The organism is uncultured Sphingomonas sp. (genome assembly GCF_937871615.1).
Taxonomy (GTDB): domain Bacteria; phylum Pseudomonadota; class Alphaproteobacteria; order Sphingomonadales; family Sphingomonadaceae; genus Sphingomonas.
This window is the reverse complement of the sequence record NZ_CALMPA010000063.1, coordinates 37776-55223: the sequence shown is the minus strand read 5'-3', so window position 1 is coordinate 55223 and position 17448 is coordinate 37776. Positions and strand designations below refer to the sequence as shown.

General features: G+C 65.9%; 18 protein-coding genes. 6 read left to right on the top strand and 12 right to left on the bottom strand.

Annotated elements, in window-relative coordinates:
• Positions 1-58 precede the first annotated feature (58 nt).
• Entirely contained in the window at positions 59-1390 is a 1332-nt protein-coding gene (locus Q0316_RS17360) for an MFS transporter (protein WP_298674582.1), read from the bottom strand.
• Between the two features lie 64 nt (positions 1391-1454).
• On the opposite strand from Q0316_RS17360, the gene Q0316_RS17355 reads away from it, so the two are divergent.
• On the top strand, positions 1455-2594 hold the full coding sequence (locus Q0316_RS17355; protein ID WP_298674580.1) for an aromatic ring-hydroxylating dioxygenase subunit alpha: 1140 nt from the start codon (positions 1455-1457) through the stop codon (positions 2592-2594).
• Complete coding sequence (locus tag Q0316_RS17350) at positions 2594-3439, top strand: CoA ester lyase (protein ID WP_298674602.1); 846 nt, start codon at positions 2594-2596, stop codon at positions 3437-3439. Before Q0316_RS17355 ends, Q0316_RS17350 begins: the two co-directional genes overlap by 1 nt.
• Positions 3440-3974: 535 nt before the next feature.
• On the opposite strand, the gene Q0316_RS17345 is transcribed toward Q0316_RS17350, so the two are convergent.
• The 6 genes from Q0316_RS17345 to Q0316_RS17320 form a co-directional block, all read right to left on the bottom strand.
• Positions 3975-5204, bottom strand: coding sequence for a M20 family metallopeptidase (locus tag Q0316_RS17345; RefSeq protein ID WP_298674578.1), 1230 nt, complete (start codon positions 5202-5204; stop codon positions 3975-3977).
• Between the two features lie 73 nt (positions 5205-5277).
• Positions 5278-6369, bottom strand: coding sequence for a PA0069 family radical SAM protein (locus Q0316_RS17340; protein ID WP_298674577.1), 1092 nt, complete (start codon positions 6367-6369; stop codon positions 5278-5280).
• 31 nt (positions 6370-6400) lie between these two features.
• Complete coding sequence (locus Q0316_RS17335; protein ID WP_298674601.1) at positions 6401-6607, bottom strand: DUF2842 domain-containing protein; 207 nt, start codon at positions 6605-6607, stop codon at positions 6401-6403.
• Positions 6604-7155 (bottom strand): 5-formyltetrahydrofolate cyclo-ligase, encoded by a 552-nt coding sequence (locus Q0316_RS17330; protein WP_298674575.1) that lies wholly within the window; start codon positions 7153-7155, stop codon positions 6604-6606. The genes Q0316_RS17335 and Q0316_RS17330 overlap by 4 nt, the downstream gene beginning before the upstream one ends.
• 187 nt (positions 7156-7342) lie before the next feature.
• Positions 7343-7645: a cell division protein ZapA gene (gene zapA, locus Q0316_RS17325; RefSeq protein ID WP_298674573.1), complete on the bottom strand. Its 303-nt coding sequence runs from the start codon at positions 7643-7645 to the stop codon at positions 7343-7345.
• A 1-nt stretch (position 7646) separates the two neighbouring features.
• Entirely contained in the window at positions 7647-7823 is a 177-nt protein-coding gene (locus Q0316_RS17320; protein WP_298674571.1) for a hypothetical protein, read from the bottom strand.
• A 169-nt stretch (positions 7824-7992) separates the two neighbouring features.
• On the opposite strand from Q0316_RS17320, the gene gap reads away from it, so the two are divergent.
• The 4 genes from gap to Q0316_RS17300 all read left to right on the top strand — a co-directional run bounded on the left by gap (position 7993) and on the right by Q0316_RS17300 (position 12121).
• Entirely contained in the window at positions 7993-8997 is a 1005-nt protein-coding gene (gene gap / locus Q0316_RS17315) for a type I glyceraldehyde-3-phosphate dehydrogenase (RefSeq protein ID WP_298674569.1), read from the top strand.
• Positions 8998-9079: 82 nt separating this feature from the next.
• Positions 9080-10270 carry a phosphoglycerate kinase gene (gene pgk / locus Q0316_RS17310; RefSeq protein ID WP_298674567.1) on the top strand — a complete coding sequence of 397 codons (1191 nt, stop codon included), beginning with the start codon at positions 9080-9082 and terminating at the stop codon, positions 10268-10270.
• Positions 10271-10441: 171 nt separating this feature from the next.
• The gene (locus Q0316_RS17305) at positions 10442-11350 is read left to right on the top strand and encodes a class I fructose-bisphosphate aldolase (RefSeq protein WP_298674565.1); all 909 of its coding nucleotides are present in this window, start codon (positions 10442-10444) and stop codon (positions 11348-11350) included.
• A gap of 93 nt (positions 11351-11443) precedes the next feature.
• Entirely contained in the window at positions 11444-12121 is a 678-nt protein-coding gene (locus tag Q0316_RS17300) for an O-methyltransferase (RefSeq protein ID WP_298674563.1), read from the top strand.
• 160 nt (positions 12122-12281) lie between these two features.
• Here Q0316_RS17300 and Q0316_RS17295 read toward each other — a convergent pair whose 3' ends face one another.
• The 5 genes from Q0316_RS17295 to yaaA form a co-directional block, all read right to left on the bottom strand.
• Positions 12282-12635 carry a DUF952 domain-containing protein gene (locus Q0316_RS17295; protein WP_298674561.1) on the bottom strand — a complete coding sequence of 118 codons (354 nt, stop codon included), beginning with the start codon at positions 12633-12635 and terminating at the stop codon, positions 12282-12284.
• Positions 12632-15376: a DNA gyrase subunit A gene (gyrA, locus tag Q0316_RS17290; RefSeq protein WP_298674559.1), complete on the bottom strand. Its 2745-nt coding sequence runs from the start codon at positions 15374-15376 to the stop codon at positions 12632-12634. The genes Q0316_RS17295 and gyrA overlap by 4 nt, the downstream gene beginning before the upstream one ends.
• Before the next feature lie 194 nt (positions 15377-15570).
• The gene (locus tag Q0316_RS17285) at positions 15571-15879 is read right to left on the bottom strand and encodes a hypothetical protein (RefSeq protein ID WP_298674557.1); all 309 of its coding nucleotides are present in this window, start codon (positions 15877-15879) and stop codon (positions 15571-15573) included.
• A gap of 97 nt (positions 15880-15976) precedes the next feature.
• Positions 15977-16645: an SDR family NAD(P)-dependent oxidoreductase gene (locus tag Q0316_RS17280; protein WP_298674555.1), complete on the bottom strand. Its 669-nt coding sequence runs from the start codon at positions 16643-16645 to the stop codon at positions 15977-15979.
• Positions 16642-17388 (bottom strand): peroxide stress protein YaaA, encoded by a 747-nt coding sequence (gene yaaA, locus Q0316_RS17275; RefSeq protein ID WP_298674553.1) that lies wholly within the window; start codon positions 17386-17388, stop codon positions 16642-16644. Before yaaA ends, Q0316_RS17280 begins: the two co-directional genes overlap by 4 nt.
• Between the last annotated feature and the right edge of the window lie 60 nt (positions 17389-17448).

Here is a 17448-nt window from a genome sequence, read left to right as displayed (position 1 = left end):
TTTCTTGAGAGAGGAAGCGCAGTGCTTCGACACGCTCAGCGCGAACGGACGCGGGGCGTTATATGCCCTCCTCCTCCCGCACGTCGCCTTCGCCGGTGGTGCCCGCGCTGCCGATCGAGCGGTCGATCATGCCGGTGTGGCTCATCCACCAGAACAGCAGCACGCCGGGCACCGCGATGACGGTGGTGAACAGATAGAAGTTCACATAGCCCATCGCCTCGATCAGCGCGCCCGCCGTGGTGCCGGTGACGATCCGCCCGAGGATGCTCGCGGCGGCGGAGATCAGCGCATATTGCGCGGCGGTGAAGCGCAGATCACAAAGCGCGGAGAAGTAGGCGACCACCGCCACCCCGCCGAAGCCGCTGGCGAAATTCTCGAAACCGATCGCGCCCGCCATGCCGAGGTTCGAATGCCCGGCGGCGGCGAGGGCCGCGAAGCTCAGGTTCGATACCGCCATCAGGATCAGCGCGAGCAGCACCGATCGCTTCAATCCCATTCGCGCATAAAGGATGCCGCCCGCGAAGATACCGGCCATATATGCCCAGAAGCCGAGCCCTACGTCGTAGAAGGCAATTTCATCGTTGGTGAACTTGAGGTCATTGAACAGCAGGCGGAAGGTAAGATTAGCCAGCGTGTCGCCGATCTTGTGGATCAGGATGAAGGCGAGGATCACCACCGCGCCGGGCCGCGCGAAGAATTGTACGAAAGGTCGCCAGATCGCATCCAGAGCGACCGCCGCGCCGGTTCGTTCGCTTGGACTACGATGCCGCTCAGGTTCGCCGACAATCAGTCCCGCGAGCATCGCGGGAAGCGCGAGACTGGCGCACACGAGATAGGCGAGTTCCCATCCGCCACGTGCCGCGATCACCAGTGCCAGCGCGCCAGCGCCGGCCGATCCGATTCGCCAGCCATATTGGCTCATCCCCGCGCCGACGCCCAGTTGGCGCGGCTCGAGTATCTCGATGCGATAGGCGTCGATCACGATGTCGAATGTCGCCCCTGCGGCGCCGACAAAAATAGCGGCGATCACGACTGAACTAACTGACGTAACCGGGTTGGCGAACGCCAGGTTAGTTACCGCGGCTATTACTAAAGCACCGGCAAGCAGCAACCATGAGACGCGCTGTCCGAGCCTTCCGAGAACAGGCAACCGCACACCGTCTACGATCCACGCCCAAAGCGGTTTGAAGCTATAGACGAGAAGCGCGAGACTGAAGGCGGTGACCGTTTTCTTGTCGATCCCGTCCTGCGCCAGCCGGGTGGCGAGCGTCGCGCCGATCATCGCATAGGGAAAGCCCGATGAGATGCCGAGCGCCAGTGCCGCCAGCGGTGCCTTTTCGGCATAGGGCTTCAAGCCATCGACCCATGTTCGCTCAACGCCTATATTCATTGCAGCCCTTGCTCCCCGCGCGCGCTTTCGCGACACTTAGCGGGAAAAGATCGAGAGGACAGCCATGAACGCACCAGCCGGTCGCCTCCAGCCAACCGCCGGGCAACTCGCGCTCGCCGCAGCACTCGCCGATGGCGGCACTGCGCGCGCGCCGCGCATCACCTATGTCGATGCGGCGGCCTATACCGATCCCGCGCGCCACGCGGCGGAGCAGCAGCGCATCTTCTCCCGCGTGCCGCTGGTGATCGCGCCTTCGGCCCAGCTGCCGGAACCGAATATGGCGGTGGCGCATGACGGCTTCGGCAAACCGCTGCTCGTCACGCGTGACAAGGCGGGCGAGGCGCATGTTTTCCTCAACGTCTGTCGCCATCGCGGGACGCGGCTGGTGGAGGGCGAGGAGGTGGTATGCGGATCGCGGCTCGTCTGCCCGTATCACGCATGGACCTATGCGCTCGATGGGCGGCTGCTCGCGCTGCCGCGCACCGATGCCTTTCCGGGGCTGGACAAAGGCGAATATGGCCTGAAACGCCTGCCGACGCGTGAGGCGGGCGGGCTGATCTGGTTCTCGTTCGATGAGGGCGCGGATTTCGCCGAGGCCGATGCGCTGGGGCATGATTTCGACGCGTTCGGGCTGGCCGGGCTCCATCTGTTCAAACGGCGGACGCATGATGTGCGCGCGAACTGGAAGCTCATCATGGATGCGTTCCTGGAGAGCTATCATGTGTTGCGGCTCCACGCGAACACGATCGGGCCGTTCTTCAAGGATGGCGTATCCACCGCCGACACGATCGGGCCGCACCAGCGTTCCGCGGTCGGTCGTGATGTGGATGAGGCGGCGGTGCGCGCGGGCGATTGGCCGACGCTGCGCTCCGCGATCACCTATACCTATCAGATGTTTCCCGGCACGGTGCTGATCGTCAGCCCTGATTATGTGAATCTGATGGTGCTGATGCCGCAGGCGCATGATCGCGTGCTGGTGGAGGATTTCATGCTGATCCCCGAGCCGCCCGCTACCGAAAAAGCACTGAAACATTGGGAAAAAAGCTGGGCGCTGCTCGATGGCGGCGTGTTCGGCGGTGAGGATTTCCGGGCCGCTGCGCTCGGGCAGGAGGGGTTGCAATCCGGTGCGGTGGCTCGTGTAACGCTTGGCTCGCTGGAGGCGGGTATCCGCCAGTTTCATGATGCGGTGGAGGCCAGACTTTGATTCGACCAAGGCGCAGCGCGCTGTTCATGCCCGCATCGAACGCGCGGGCGATAGAGAAAGCGCGCGGGCTGGATTGCGACGTGGTGATCCTCGATCTTGAGGATGCGGTTTCGCCCGATCAGAAGGAAATCGCGCGCGAGCAGGCGGTGGAGGCGGTGCGCGATAACGGCTTTGGCCGGCGCGAACTGGTGGTGCGTGCGAACGGGCTGGATAGCGAATGGGGGGCTGGTGATCTCGCCGCGATCGCGGGCGTGCGGCCCGATGCGGTGTTGCTGCCCAAGGTCTCCTCGCCGGATACCTTGCGGGAGGCGCGCGCCGCGCTCGGCGCCGGGCCGGCCTTATGGGCGATGATCGAAACGTGCCGGGGGATCGCCGATTTGCCCGCGATCGTCGCGGCGGCGGCGGAGACCGGGCTTGCCGCGCTGGTGCTGGGGCCGAACGATCTCGCCAAGGAGATGCGCTGCCGCCCCGGTGTGGACCGCGCGCCGCTGCTCCCGGCGATGAGCCATCTGGTGTTGTGCGCGCGGATGGCGGGGATCGTGGCGCTGGATGGCGTGTGCAACGCGATCGACGATCCCGCGCGGGTGGAGGCGGAATGCCGGCAGGGGCTGGCATGGGGCTTCGACGGCAAGACGCTGATCCACCCGTCGCAGATCGCGCCCGCCAATATGGTGTTCGCGCCCGGCGCGGAAGAAGTGGCGTGGGCACGCGATGTCGTCGCGGCGTTTGACGATCCGGCCAATGCGGGGAAGGGCGCGATCCGCATCGCGGGGAAGATGGTGGAACTGCTCCACCGCGATGAGGCGTGGCGGACGCTGGCGATCGCGGCGGCGGTGGCAGGTTAGAACGGACGGGTTGCCGGCTGGAGTCAACCCATGCCGGCGTGCAAATGACGGTTTCCCGCGCGTTTCGGTGCTCACATCCTTTCGATACGTGTCGCTTCCAGATCACGGGAATCCGCCATTTTCGGCGCGACCTGGCCTGAATGGCGACCGGCCCTGGAGCGGTCGTGCCGACTGCATCGCGACGGCCAATCCATGTTATTGATTTTTCGTTTGTTTCCCAGTTGGCAGGCGATTCCACCTGCTTTGAAACCGCTTAGAGGGGCTTCCCATCCGACTGCGCCGGATCGCCGCTCAATTTTCCCCGATTTCCGAGCCAGTCGCTGATTCCGCCCGCCTTGAAATCGCCCTGGCCGGCTGACATCGCCGCCTCGATCACTATCGCGGGGCACAGGCGCGAACGCGGGCCGAGCGTCCGCCGCGGGGCATCGGCCCCGGGACGACCGGCTGCCGCCTTTCGAACCGTTCGAAGATGGCGGGGCCATGCCCGCCGCGCGCCAACAGCGGCGCGACGGGCCGGTATATCAGTTGCGAAGGCTCACTCGAAGCCGTTGGCGAGATAGCGTTCCGCCGCCGCGCAGTGCATCGCCACGCCCTTCGCCATCGTCGCTTCCTCGATCGTCATCTTCGTATTGTGGAGCGGCGGGTTGGTGCGCGGATCGCTGCCATCGGGGGCTACGCCGATGAACGCCATCGCGCCGGGCACCTCGCGCAGCACATAGGAGAAGTCCTCGCCCCCCATCATCGGCGTGGGCATTTCGGACCAGCCGCGCTCGCCGGAGATTTCGCCCGCGATGGCGCGCACCAGCCCGGTCGCGCGCGGATCGCACATCGTCACCGGATAGCCTTCGTCGATCTCCACCTCCGCGGTGCAGCCGTGCGCCGCCGCCACGTCGGTGGCGATGCGGCGGAACGCGGCGCGCATCGTTTCGCGCGTCGCTTCGGAAAGGGTGCGCAGCGTGCCCATCAGCTTCACTTCGTCGGGGATGATATTGTGCGACGAGCCGGCGTGAATCTGGGTGATCGTCAGCACCGCCGGATCGGTGACGGGCACGCGCCGCGCGATAAAGGTCTGGATCGCGCCGACGATCTCGCACGCCACGGGAATCGGATCGAGGCAATCATGCGGCATCGCGGCGTGGCCGCCCTTGCCGCGGATCGTGGCGTGAACCGTATCGGTGGAGGCGAGCAGCGGCCCCTCCCGCCCGACAAACACTCCGGCGGGGGCGTTAGGCGAGATATGCAGCGCGAATGCGGCATCGGGCCGCGCGATATCGAGCAGCCCGTCCTCGATCATGCAGCGCGCGCCGTGATGCCCTTCCTCGCCGGGCTGGAACATGAAGACGATCGTGCCGGCGAGTTCTTCCTTGCGTGTGCACAATGCCCTGGCCGCGCCCGCCAGCATCGCGCTGTGCGCGTCATGGCCGCAGGCGTGCATCGCGCCGGGGATGGTGGAGGCATAATCCAGCCCGGTCTCCTCCGACATCGGCAGCGCATCCATGTCGCCGCGCAGCAATACGGTGCGCGTGTTGCTGCCAACGCCCGCGCGCCCGCCGCGCAGGATCGCAACGAAGCCGGTGGTGGATTTGCTGTCATGGATTTCGAGCGGCAGGCCGGCGAGCGCGGCCTTCAGCTTTTCGGTGGTGCGGGGGCAGTGATTGCCGATTTCAGGCTCGGCATGGATCGCGCGGCGCAGCGCGATGACATCCGCCAGCTCTCCCGCGCCGATGGCGGTCCAGTCGGTGCGGCGGTCGATCGTGGTGGTCATGGGGATGCTCCTTCACGCGCGATCCTACGCCCGGCGCGCGCGGACGGTCCAGCCCCGCAGTGACAGTGGCGCTTCAGAACAATTCCCCCTGCGGCCCGCGGGGTGGGCGGAACAGATCGGTGCGCAGGCGCAGCTTCTCGTGATTGCGGTCGATATCGAAACGGCGGCGCGCGATCATGAAACGGGTGCGCAGCAGATCGCCCCACGGCCCTTGCCCGCGCATCCGGGTGAAGAAACCGGGATCATTGTCCCTGTTGCCGCCGCGCATCGACTGGATGATCGACATCACCTTGCCCGCGCGATCGGGGAAATGTTCGTCGAGCCATGCGCGGAACAGCGGCGCCACCTCCCATGGCAGCCGCACCGGGATGAACGAGACGCCGCGTGCGCCAGCCCCGGCGGCGCGCGCCACGATCGCCTCCACCTCATCATCGGTGATCGCCGGGATCACGGGCGCGATATTGACGTAAACCGGAACGCCCGAGTCCGCGAGTTTGCGCACCGCCGCCAATCGCCGTTCGGGATGCGGCGCGCGCGGCTCGATCGTCATCGCGATACGCGGACGAAGCGACGTGACCGAGATCGCCACCGCTACCAGTTCCTTCGCGGCCATCGGCGCGAGCAGATCGAGATCGCGCAGCACGCGATCCGATTTGGTGGTGATGATGAGCGGATGATCGCATTCCGCCAGCACCTCGATCACGCTGCGGGTGATACGCCAGTCGCGCTCGATCGGCTGATAGGGATCGGTGTTCGTCCCCATCGCGATCGGCTGGCAGGCATAGCCGCGCTTGCCCAGTTCGGCGCGCAGCAAAGCCGCCGCATCGGGCTTGGCGAACAGCTTCGTCTCGAAATCGAGGCCGGGCGAAAGATCGTGATAGGCGTGCGTCGGGCGGGCGAAGCAATAGATGCAGCCATGCTCGCAGCCGCGATAGGGGTTGATCGAGCGATCGAACGGCAGATCGGGCGAGGAATTGCGGCTGATGATCGTTTTCGGCCGCTCGACCGTGACGGTTGTACGCAAGGGCGGCGGCTCGCCGTCGATCAGCGCGCGTTCGTCGAGCCAGTCCCCATCGGCTTCGGTCTGCGGCAGGTTGAACCGCCGGCTTTCGTCGTTGCGGGTCGCGCCGCGTATCGCGCGCGATTTTGGCCGGGGCTGATCCACCACCCGGTCATATCCGAACAAACAATGAACATCAACGCCAGCGGCCAGTCTCCATCCAGCGCAGCAGCGGTTTCATCGGTGTGATCCAGACGATGCCGGTCACGATATAGAACGCCAGTTGCAGCGCCCAATGCCATTGCCCGACAATGCCGGACAGGCTGACCACCGCGATGCACCAGATCGCGATAAGCGCGAGAATGATGAGCATTCCCGCCGGTTTGCGCCAGCTTGGCGTCATGAGATGATCCATTCCTTTTCGGTCGCGATCGCGTGGAGCGGCATGTCCCACGGATCGGTCGGCAGCGACTCCACTTCCTGCGCGGAAAGCGCAACCCCGATCCGCCACGTATCGGGGAAACGGGCGAACGCGCGATCGTAATGGCCCGCACCCTGCCCCAGCCGATCGAGTGAGCGGGTGAAGGCGACGAGCGGGGTGAGGATGATGTCGGGCGCCAGTTCGGCGGCATGGTCGTGCGGCTGGCGCAGCCCGAACGGGCCGGCGGCCAGCGCCGCTTCGGTATCCCAGGCGAGGAAGCGCAGCGGAGTCGCGCGATCGACGACATGCGGCAGCGCGATCGCGCATCCGGCCTCCACCGCCGCGCGCGCGAGCAGCGCCGGATCGGCCTCCGCGCCCATCGGTACATAGCTCGCGACGGTCAGGCCGTGCGACAGCAATGCACGGAAAGGCGCGGGGCAGGGCACCCCCGCGCCATGCGCCGCGACGAAGCGGCGGCGGGCGGCGCGCGCCGCGGCGCGGATCGTTCGCTTGTCGTTGTCGTCGCTCACATCCGGTCAGTCATGAAGGGTGGCGGGACCGCCATGGCCGTTTGCCGGAATATCCTCTGACGCCCAATACGTCAGGTGGGGACCATGTACGTCAGACCAGGATCTGCGCAGGGACAGCCCCCATGGATGATGAATAGCCTCAGGGATAATGAAGGCTCGTACCGGGCAGAACCCGCCGCCAGCGAACCTAGGTGGTCGCGGTGCTTTTCTCAAGGCTTGTCGCGAGCGATTCGAGCCGTTCGGCGATCGCATCGAGCGCCGCCGTCTCGCCGGGCGCGCGTGCGGCGGCTTTCGCATCGGCGAGATCGTCCGCCAGCATCAGCGCGGCGAGCAGCAGCGCTTGCGCCGTGCCGGCGTTGCCGGAGGCGCGCTGCGCGTCGGCCCAGCGATCCGCGATCATCGCGCCCAATTGCTCGAGTCGCGCTTCCTCGCCGTCCTTGCACGCGACCGGCCAGCGATTGTCGCCGATCTCCAGCGTCACCGTGGCCATGTCACCCATCCTCCCGCGCGATGATTTCATCGAGCGTGCCGATCGCCGAGGTCATCGCATCGCGCAATCTGGCATGGCGGCGGGCGAGCGATTCGCTCTTTTTGCGCTGGGCGGCGGCGGCGGATTCGATCCGCGCGACTGCCGCCTCGATCCGTTGCAACGGCGAGGTGTCTGTCATCGCGCGAGGATAGGAAGATGGCGGTTTCGGGACAAGCCCGCAGTCGGTGGCCCGTTGCGCGGTTGACGCGCGGCGTATCCGTCGCGCAAAGGCACCGGCGACGGGGGTTTGGCCGCATTCCAGCGGATCGGGACCGCCCACCATGGGTCTCCGGAGGATAAGAGGACTTATGACCAAGGTTGCGATCAATGGTTTCGGGCGCATCGGCCGCCTGGTTGCGCGCGCGATGCTGGAGCGGGGCGGGGATCTCGAACTGGTCGCGATCAACGATCTTGCCGATGCCAAGTCGAACGCCTGGCTGTTCGCGCGCGATAGCGTCCATGGCCGCTGGCCGGGCACGGTGACCGCCGAGGGCCAGGATCTGGTGATCGACGGCAAGCGCATCCGCGTGACGGCGGAGCGCGATCCCGCGAACCTGCCGCACAAGGAACTGGGCGTCGAACTGGTGCTGGAATGCACCGGCTTCTTCACCGATCGCGAGGCCTGCCAGAAGCATATCGCGGCGGGCGCGAAGAAGGTGCTGATCTCCGCGCCGGGCAAGGGCGTCGATCTTACGGTCGTCTTCGGCGTCAATGACGACAAGCTGGAGGCGGGCCACACGATCGTGTCGAACGCATCGTGCACCACCAACTGCCTCGCGCCGGTGGCGAAGGTGCTGAACGACACGGTTGGCATCGAGCGCGGGCTGATGACCACCGTGCACGCCTATACCAACGATCAGAAGATCCTCGATCAGATTCACCCCGATCTCCGCCGCGCGCGCGCCGCGGCGATGTCGATGATCCCCACCACCACCGGCGCCGCCCGCGCGGTGGGCGAGGTGCTGCCGGAACTGAAGGGCAAGCTTGACGGTTCGGCGATCCGCGTGCCCACCCCCGATGTCAGCCTGATCGACCTGACCTTCACGCCGAAGCGCGATACGACGAAGGATGAGATCAACCAGATTCTCAAGGCCGCATCGGAAAGCGGGCGCCTGAAGGGCATCCTCGATTACAGCGACGAGCCGCTCGTCTCGATCGACTTGCAGCACACGCCTGCTTCCTCAACCATCGACAGCCTGGAGACGGCGGTGATGGACGGCAAGCTGGTGCGCGTCGTCAGCTGGTACGACAATGAATGGGGTTTCTCGAACCGCATGGTCGATACCGCCACCGCGATGGCGCGTCTCGGCTGAGGTGCGGCGGGATGCGCCGGCGATCGGTCGGCGCATCCCGTGCAACCAGCGGGCGTCACGTTCAGATCAGGATTGAAGAAACATGCAAAAGCCATTCCGCACGCTCGATGATATCGGCGATATCCATGGCAAGCGTGTTCTCGTCCGCGAGGATTTGAATGTCCCGCTCGCCGATGGCCGGGTGAGTGACGATACGCGCCTGCGCGCCACGATCGCCACGGTGGCGGAACTGGCGGACAAGGGCGCGGTGGTGCTGGTGCTGGCGCATTTCGGGCGCCCGAAAGGTCAGCCCAATCCCGATATGTCGCTCGCGATGATCGTCGAGCCTTACGCCGGGGTGCTTGGGCGGCGGGTGCATTTCATCGACTGGGATGGTGCCGAACAGGCGGTCGCGGCGCTCCAGCCGGGCGATATCGCGGTGCTGGAAAATACCCGCTTCTTCTCAGGTGAAGAGAAGAATGAACGCGAAGTGATTGATCGCATTTCCGCGCTCGGCCATCTCTACGTCAACGATGCCTTTTCCGCGGCACATCGCGCCCATGCCTCCACGGTGGGGGTCGCGCAGATTCTTCCCGCACATGCGGGCCGCGCGATGGAGGCGGAACTCGACGCGCTGGAAAAGGCGCTGGGCAACCCCGAACATCCGGTGGCGGCGGTCGTCGGCGGTGCGAAGGTTTCGACCAAGCTCGACGTGCTCAAGCATCTGGTGGCGAAGGTCGATCATCTCATCATCGGCGGCGGCATGGCCAATACCTTCCTCGCCGCGCGCGGGGTGAATGTCGGCAAAAGCCTGTGCGAGCATGATCTTACAGGCACCGCCGAAGAAATTCTCGAAGCGGCGGACCGCGCCGGCTGCACCGTTCACCTGCCCTATGACGTGGTCGTGGCGAAGGAATTCCGCCCCAATCCGCCGACGCGGACGATCAACGTCCACGAAGTCGCAGCCGACGAGATGATCCTCGATATCGGCCCGGCGGCTGTGGAGGCGCTGGGCGACGTGCTGAAAAATTGCCGGACCTTGGTGTGGAACGGGCCGCTGGGCGCGTTCGAGACCCCGCCGTTCGATGCCGCCACGGTTGCTCTTGCACGAACTGCGGCGGCGCTGACGCAGGACGGTAGCCTCGTTTCGGTGGCGGGCGGGGGCGATACCGTTGCGGCGCTCAACCATGCGGGCGTGGCCGATGCCTTCACCTTCGTCTCGACCGCGGGCGGCGCGTTCCTCGAATGGATGGAAGGCAAGGAACTGCCCGGCGTGAAGGCGCTGACGCGCTGACCTGCTCGGGATGGGCGCTCGTTCCGCGAGCGGCTTGCGATCGCGCGCGCCGTTCGCCGGTGTCTCCCTGAGGGAAGCGCGGCGACGGACGGGATAGTCAATCCCACTGGCGCGCGGGCGCCCCCACGGCTAACAGGCCACGAACTCATCTATTGCACTCAGGGGAAAGCGATGACGCCGACGGTCAAGGCCATTCTCGACAAATATGAATCCGATTCTCCCGCCACCAAGGCGAACCTCGCGCGCATCCTGATGCACGGGCGGCTGGGCGGCACGGGCAAGCTGATAATCCTGCCCGTCGATCAGGGGTTCGAGCACGGCCCGGCGCGCAGCTTCGCGGTCAATCCGCCGGCATATGATCCGCATTACCACTATCAGCTCGCGATCGACGCGGGGCTTTCGGCCTATGCGGCGCCGCTCGGTATGCTGGAAGCGGGCGCGGAGACCTTTGCCGGGCAGGTACCGACGATCCTGAAGTGCAACAGCTCGAATAGCTGGGCGACCAGCATAGATCAGGCAGTGACGGCGAGCGTGGACGACGCGCTGCGGCTCGGCTGCGCGGCGATCGGTTTCACGATCTATCCGGGTTCGGATCATGTGTTCGAGCAGATGGAGGAAATCCGCGAGCTTTCCGCGCAGGCCAAATCGGTCGGCATCGCCACGGTCATCTGGTCCTATCCGCGTGGCGGCAAGCTTTCCAAGGAAGGCGAACTGGCGCTCGATGTCGGCGCCTATGCCGCGCACATGGCCGCGCTGCTCGGCGCGCACATCATCAAGGTGAAGCTGCCGACCGACCATATCGAGCAGGCGGATGCGAAGAAGGCCTATGAAGGCGGCGATTGGTCCACCCAGGCCAAGCGCGTCGCGCATGTCGTCCAGTCCAGCTTTGCCGGTCGCCGTATCGTGGTGTTCTCGGGCGGCGCGGCCAAGGGCGTCGATGCCGTTTATCAGGACGCCCGCGATATCCGCGACGGCGGCGGGAACGGCTCGATCATCGGTCGCAACACCTTCCAGCGCGAGCGCGGCGAGGCGCTGGCGATGCTCGACCGACTGGTCCGCATCTATAAGGGCGAGGAATAAGCTGGTGACAAACGGGGCCATCGCGGCGGGATCTGTCGCGATGGCCCTGATTGCCGGCACGGCAGCTCCGCCCTGGACGCGAAGGGAGCGGTGATGGTCGAGCGACTGAACGAACCCGATCAGGGCTGGGTCGATGTCGACGCGTATATCGCCGGCAAATTGCTCGGCCCCGATGCCGCGCTCACCGCCACGCTCGCCGCCAATGCCGCGCGCGGATTGCCCGATATCGACGTTTCCCCGCCGCAGGGGAAATTGCTCCATCTGCTCGCGCTGATCCGTGGCGCGCGGCGGGTGCTGGAGGTGGGGACGCTCGGCGGCTATTCGACGATCTGGCTCGCGCGCGCGGTGGGCGAGGGCGGGCGCGTCGTCTCGCTGGAGATAGACCCGCATCATGCCGAAGTGGCGCGCGGCAATCTCGCCGCCGCCGGGGTGGGGGATCGCGTAGAGGTAGTCACCGGCCCCGCGCTCGATACGCTCGCGCGGCTGGAGGGGCCGTTCGATCTGGTTTTCATCGACGCGGACAAGGAAAATAACGTCGCTTATGTGCGCGAGGCGATCCGGCTTTCATGCCCCGGCACGGTGATCGTCGTCGATAATGTGATTCGCGAGGGCGGCGTGATCGACGCCGCGAGCGCCGATCCGCGCATCATCGGCACGCGTGCGCTGTTCGATCATGTCGCCGCCGAACCGCGCCTGAGCGCCACCGCGATCCAGACGGTCGGCGGGAAGAAATGGGATGGCTTCCTGCTGGCGGTGGTGGACGCGGAGTAAGGGACGGCGGGCCGACGTGTGAAGCGCGCCGTCATTCCCGCGAAGGCGGGAATCCATAAGCACTGACGATGCGCTTTATCGCGAATGCCAGCCTGAATGGATTCCCGCCTTCGCGGGAATGGCGGGTTCGCGCGAATGCGGGTTCGGGCCAAGGGCATGTTCAGCCCGCCACCGGCAGCCTTATCGTCCCGTCGGCATCGCGCTCCAACGGGCCATAAGCGATCACCGTTTCGAGCAGCAGCTGCTCATAAAGATGCGGGAAAAGCTGTCCGCCGCGTGACGGCTCCCATTTGAGCGTCGCGCCGAACGAGGTGAGATCGACCGCCGCGACATGCAGATCGCGCTGCCCGGCGAAATGCTTGTCCACCGTCTCCGTCAACTGCGCGGCGGTGGAAAGGTGGATATAGCCATCCGCCAGATCCACCGGCGCCCCGGCGAAGCTGCCGTCGCGCTCCAGTGCCGCCATCTGATCGGCGGTCAACACCTTGTACGCGACGGCGGGGCGATCGCTCATTCCGCGTTGCCCGGCGCCTCGGCGGCGGGGGCCTCGCCCTCGCCCTCACCCTCGACCGTTTCGCCCGCGGGCGTATCGTCCTCGTCGCTTTCCTCGATCCGCGCGGCGGAGACGACAAGCTCATCATTCGCCACGTTGAACAGCCGGACGCCCGCCGAGCCACGCCCGATCACGCGCAGATCGGCGAGCGGGATGCGGATCATCTTCGCCTGATCGGTGACGAGCATGAGTTGCTGCGCCTTGGTCGCCGGGAAGCTCGCGACGACAAGGCCGTTGCGCGCGATATTGTCGATATTGGTGATGCCCTGGCCGCCGCGGCCGGTGCGGCGATATTCATAGGCCGACGAAAGCTTGCCGTAACCATTGGCGCAGATCGTCAGGATGAATTCCTCCTGCTCCGCAAGATGCGCGAAGCGTTCGTCGTCCATCACGCGCGGGCTGCGATCGGGGTCTTCGGCCTTCCACGGCGCGTGGCGCAGATAATCGTCGCGCTCGTCCTGATCGCGCACGCCGACCTTGTGGAGGATGGAGAGCGAAATCACCTCGTCGCCCGCCGCCAGCCGCATCCCGCGCACGCCGGTGGAGTTGCGGCTCTGGAATTCGCGCACCTCGTTGCCGGAGAAGCGGATCGCCTTGCCGTGGCGGGTCGCGAGCAGCGCGTCGCTTCGCTCATCGAGCAGCGCCACGCCGATCAGGCGATCGTCCTCATCCTCGCCCTCGAACTTCATCGCGATCTTGCCGTTCGACGGCACGTTGGTGAAGGCGTCCATGCTGTTGCGCCGCACATTGCCCCTGGCGGTGGCGAACATGACGTGGAGCTTGCCCCATTCCGCCTCGTCTTCAGGGAGCGGCAGCACGGTGGAGATCGTCTCCCCCTCCGCCAGCGGCAGCAGGTTGACCATCGGCCGCCCGCGCGTGGCCGGGCCGCCCTCGGGCAGTCGCCAGACCTTCATGCGATAGACCTTGCCGAGCGTGGAGAAGAACAGCACCGGCGTGTGCGTCGAGGTGACGAACAATTCGGTGACGATATCCTCGTCCTTGGTCGCCATGCCGCTGCGGCCCTTGCCGCCGCGCGCCTGCGCGCGGAACGCTTCGAGCGGGGTGCGCTTAATATAGCCGTGCATCGTCACGGTGACGACCATGTCCTCGCGCTCGATCAGGTCTTCGTCCTCAATCCCGTCGGCGGCGGCGGCGATCTCTGTGCGGCGCGGGGTGGCGAACAGCGCGCGCACCTCGGTCAACTCGTCGCGCATCACCTGATAGAGCTTGGCGCGATTGGCGAGGATTTCGAGCAGTTCGGCGATCGAGGCGGCGAGTTGCTCCAGCTCGTTGCCGATCTCGTCGCGGCCCAATGCGGTCAGGCGATGCAGGCGCAGATCGAGGATCGCGCGGACCTGGATTTCGCTCAGGCGATAGGTGTCGCCGGTAACCTCGGCGTCGACAGCCTCGACCAGCCGGATATAGGGCGCGATTTCCGCGATCGGCCATTCGCGCGTCAGCAGCGCCGCGCGCGCCTCCGCCGGGCTGGCCGAACCACGGATGATCCGCACCATCTCGTCAAGGTTGGTTACCGCGATGACGAGGCCGAGCAAGATGTGCGCACGATCGCGCGCCTTGGCCAGTTCGAACTTCGAACGCCGCGTGATGACGATCTCGCGGAACTGGATGAACGACTGGATGATGTCCTTAAGGCCCAGCATCTCGGGCCGCCCGCCGCGGATCGCCAGCATGTTGGCGGGGAAGCTCGATTGCGCCGGCGTGTGCCGCCAGAGCTGGTTCAGCACCACCTCGGGCGTCGCATCGCGCTTCAGGTCGATGACGACGCGCACGCCCTCGCGGTTCGATTCGTCGCGAATATCGCTGACGCCCTCGATGCGCTTGTCCTTGGCGGCCTCGGCGATCTTTTCGACCAGCGCGTTCTTGCCCTGCTGGAACGGGATTTCGGTGAGCACGATCGAGCGCCGGTCCCCGCGCCCTTCCTCGATCACATGGCGCGAGCGCACGATGATCGAGCCGCGCCCGCCGGCATAAGCCGAACGCGCGCCGGCCCGGCCGAGGATGATCGCGCCGGTCGGGAAATCCGGCCCCGGCACGATCTCCATCAGTTCCTCGGTGGTGATCGCGCCATTGTCGAGATAGGCGAAACAGGCGTCGATCACTTCGCCCAGGTTATGCGGCGGAATATTGGTCGCCATGCCCACCGCGATGCCGCCCGCGCCGTTGACGAGCAGATTGGGGAAGCGCGCGGGCAGCACCTGCGGCTCGCTTTCCGATCCGTCGTAGTTTGGCTGGAAATCGACCGTGTCCTTGTCGAGATCATCGAGCAGATAATCCGCGATCTTGGCGAGGCGCGCTTCGGTGTAACGCATCGCGGCGGGGGGATCGGGGTCCATCGAGCCGAAATTGCCCTGGCCGTCGATCAGCGGCGCGCGCATCGACCAGTCCTGCGTCATGCGCGCAAGGGCGTCGTAGATCGCGCTGTCGCCGTGCGGGTGATATTTACCGATCACGTCACCGACGATGCGCGCCGATTTGCGATACGGGCGGTTCCAGACGAATCCGCTCTCGTTCGCGGAAAACAAGATGCGGCGGTGCACCGGCTTCAGGCCGTCGCGAACATCGGGCAGCGCGCGTGCCACGATCACGCTCATCGCGTAATCGAGGTAGCTCGTTTTCATCTCATCGACGATGGAGATGCGTGCAATGTCCGAAGGTTCGGCGAGGAGAGTCTCGTCGGTCAAGAATCGCTGCTTTCGGGTTGTGTCTTTTCGATGACGAACCCTAGCCCAGCCGCCGCGCGCTTTCCACCCCAGGCGCACGTGCGCGCGGCGGGCGCGGGAAAGAAGCGGCGGTTCGTCGCGCCGTGAAAAACGCCCATGCGAAAGGGTCGCATGGGCGTTTTCGAATTATCGGATCGGAAGGTTTGATCGGGCGGTTATTTGCACGCCTTCTTGTTGGCGTTGCCCGCCTTGGAGCAATTGTAGGTCACGGTCTTGCCGGTCGTCGTCTTGGTGGTGACCATGCGCCCGTTGGGGGCCGCGGCGGTCTTGTGGGTGACATGCGTTGCCTTGGTGGCCATCGCGCTGCTGCTCGCCATCGCCGGTTTGGTGACGGTGGCCGTCTTGGTGGTCGCAACCTTGGCGTGCGCGGCGGTGGTGGCCTTGGCGGCGGGGGCCTGCGCATAGGCCATGCCGCCGGTGGCGAGTGCGGCGGCGGAAATGGCGGCGAGGATCGCGGACTTCATCATTGCATCACTCCGTTTCGAACGACGTCTGACGGCGTCGGCAGGCTGTATGCATGTGAAGGGATCGCAGGGGTGTGACGTGAAGATTAAAAATCGGTCAGGGAGTTATCTCCGCGCCATCCCATGAGAACAGCCGCCCGCTATCCCTTGGGGTGAAGCCGTCGATCACATCGAGCAATTGCACCGCGGCGCGCGCCGGCGTGAACAGATCGCGGCCGGATTGCTGGAAGGGCGTCGACAATTTCGTGTCGACATTGCCCGGATCGAGCGCCACGACGATCCCGCGATCGTTGCGCCGCTTGTCTTCGATCGCGATCGTGCGGATCAACTGGTTGAGCGCCGCCTTGGATGCGCGATAGCCGTGCCAGCCGCCCACCCGGTTGTCGCCGATGCTGCCGACCCGCGCCGAGAGCACCGCGAAGATGCTGCGCCCCGATCGGGGCATGGTCGGCAGGAAATGCTTGGCGACCAGCGCCGGCCCGATCGTGTTGATCGCATATTGCCGCGCGAGCCACGCCGGATCGAGTTCGCCCAGCGCCTTTTCCGGCCCGTGCCCGCCATCGTGCAGGATGCCGGTGGCGACGATCACAAGTTCGGGCACCAGTTCGGGCGTTCTGGCGCGTCGGGAGGCGGCGGCGATGCTCGCCTCGTCGGTCAGGTCGATTTCCGGGCGGGACAGGCGCAGGACGGTTTGGCCTTCCTCTTCCAACGCCTCGGCGAGCGCGGCGCCGATCCCGCCGGACGCCCCGATGATGACCGCGCTCATTGCCGCACGAAGGTCCAGCGATCACCCTCGCTCGCTTGCGCGTCAAAGCCGTAACCGTCGCTGTCGAACCCGCGCATCGCATCCGCATCGGTGATGCGATGTTCCGCCATCCAGCGCGCCATCAGCCCGCGCGCCTTCTTGGCGTGGAAGCTGATGAAGCGCCCGTCCGCCTCCCGGAAATCGACGGAGATGACGCGGATGTCGAGCGGCAGCAGGCCGTCCACCGCCGCCCAATATTCCTGGCTGGCGAGGTTCAGCACCACGCCCGAACCTTCTGCCGCGACATCGCCCGCCAGCGCGTCGGCGATGCGCCCCCCCCACCAGTCGGTCAGTTTCTTGCGGCGCGGCGCCCAGCGTGTGCCCATTTCCAGCCGATAGGGGCGCATCCGATCGAGCGGGCGCAACAGGCCATAGAGGCCCGAGAGCATCCGCAGATGATCCTGCGCGAAATCGAGTGCCGCCTCATCCAGTGTCGCCGCGTCGAGCCCGGTATAGACATCGCCCGCGAACGCGCGGATCGCGGCGCGTTCGGGCAGGGCGTCGAAGGTGCGGAAACGCTCGGCGTTGAGCGCGGCGAGCTTGTCCGAAATGTGCATCAGTTCGCCCAACCGCTTGCGCGACATCTTCGCCGCCGCCTTCGCCAGCGCCGCCGCCTCGCCGGCGAAGCGCGGTTCGGTGGTGTCGAGCGCGGGGAGGGGGGATTGATAGTCGAGCGTCTTGGCTGGTGAAATCACGGCGATCATGGCTGTTTCGCCTATCGGTGGAACCCGAACCGTTCAATCCATGTTCAGCGCAATGCGGTC

What these genes read in the sequence shown, in the direction of transcription:
- Q0316_RS17360 (WP_298674582.1), bottom strand. Translation starts at nt 1,390, where the DNA reads ATGAATATAGGCGTTGAGCGAACATGGGTCGATGGCTTGAAGCCCTAT.
- Q0316_RS17355 (WP_298674580.1), top strand. Translation starts at nt 1,455, where the DNA reads ATGAACGCACCAGCCGGTCGCCTCCAGCCAACCGCCGGGCAACTCGCG.
- Q0316_RS17345 (WP_298674578.1), bottom strand. Translation starts at nt 5,204, where the DNA reads ATGACCACCACGATCGACCGCCGCACCGACTGGACCGCCATCGGCGCG.
- Q0316_RS17335 (WP_298674601.1), bottom strand. Translation starts at nt 6,607, where the DNA reads ATGACGCCAAGCTGGCGCAAACCGGCGGGAATGCTCATCATTCTCGCG.
- zapA (WP_298674573.1), bottom strand. Translation starts at nt 7,645, where the DNA reads ATGGCCACGGTGACGCTGGAGATCGGCGACAATCGCTGGCCGGTCGCG.
- Q0316_RS17320 (WP_298674571.1), bottom strand. Translation starts at nt 7,823, where the DNA reads ATGACAGACACCTCGCCGTTGCAACGGATCGAGGCGGCAGTCGCGCGG.
- gap (WP_298674569.1), top strand. Translation starts at nt 7,993, where the DNA reads ATGACCAAGGTTGCGATCAATGGTTTCGGGCGCATCGGCCGCCTGGTT.
- pgk (WP_298674567.1), top strand. Translation starts at nt 9,080, where the DNA reads ATGCAAAAGCCATTCCGCACGCTCGATGATATCGGCGATATCCATGGC.
- Q0316_RS17305 (WP_298674565.1), top strand. Translation starts at nt 10,442, where the DNA reads ATGACGCCGACGGTCAAGGCCATTCTCGACAAATATGAATCCGATTCT.
- Q0316_RS17300 (WP_298674563.1), top strand. Translation starts at nt 11,444, where the DNA reads ATGGTCGAGCGACTGAACGAACCCGATCAGGGCTGGGTCGATGTCGAC.
- Q0316_RS17295 (WP_298674561.1), bottom strand. Translation starts at nt 12,635, where the DNA reads ATGAGCGATCGCCCCGCCGTCGCGTACAAGGTGTTGACCGCCGATCAG.
- Q0316_RS17285 (WP_298674557.1), bottom strand. Translation starts at nt 15,879, where the DNA reads ATGAAGTCCGCGATCCTCGCCGCCATTTCCGCCGCCGCACTCGCCACC.
- Q0316_RS17280 (WP_298674555.1), bottom strand. Translation starts at nt 16,645, where the DNA reads ATGAGCGCGGTCATCATCGGGGCGTCCGGCGGGATCGGCGCCGCGCTC.
- yaaA (WP_298674553.1), bottom strand. Translation starts at nt 17,388, where the DNA reads ATGATCGCCGTGATTTCACCAGCCAAGACGCTCGACTATCAATCCCCC.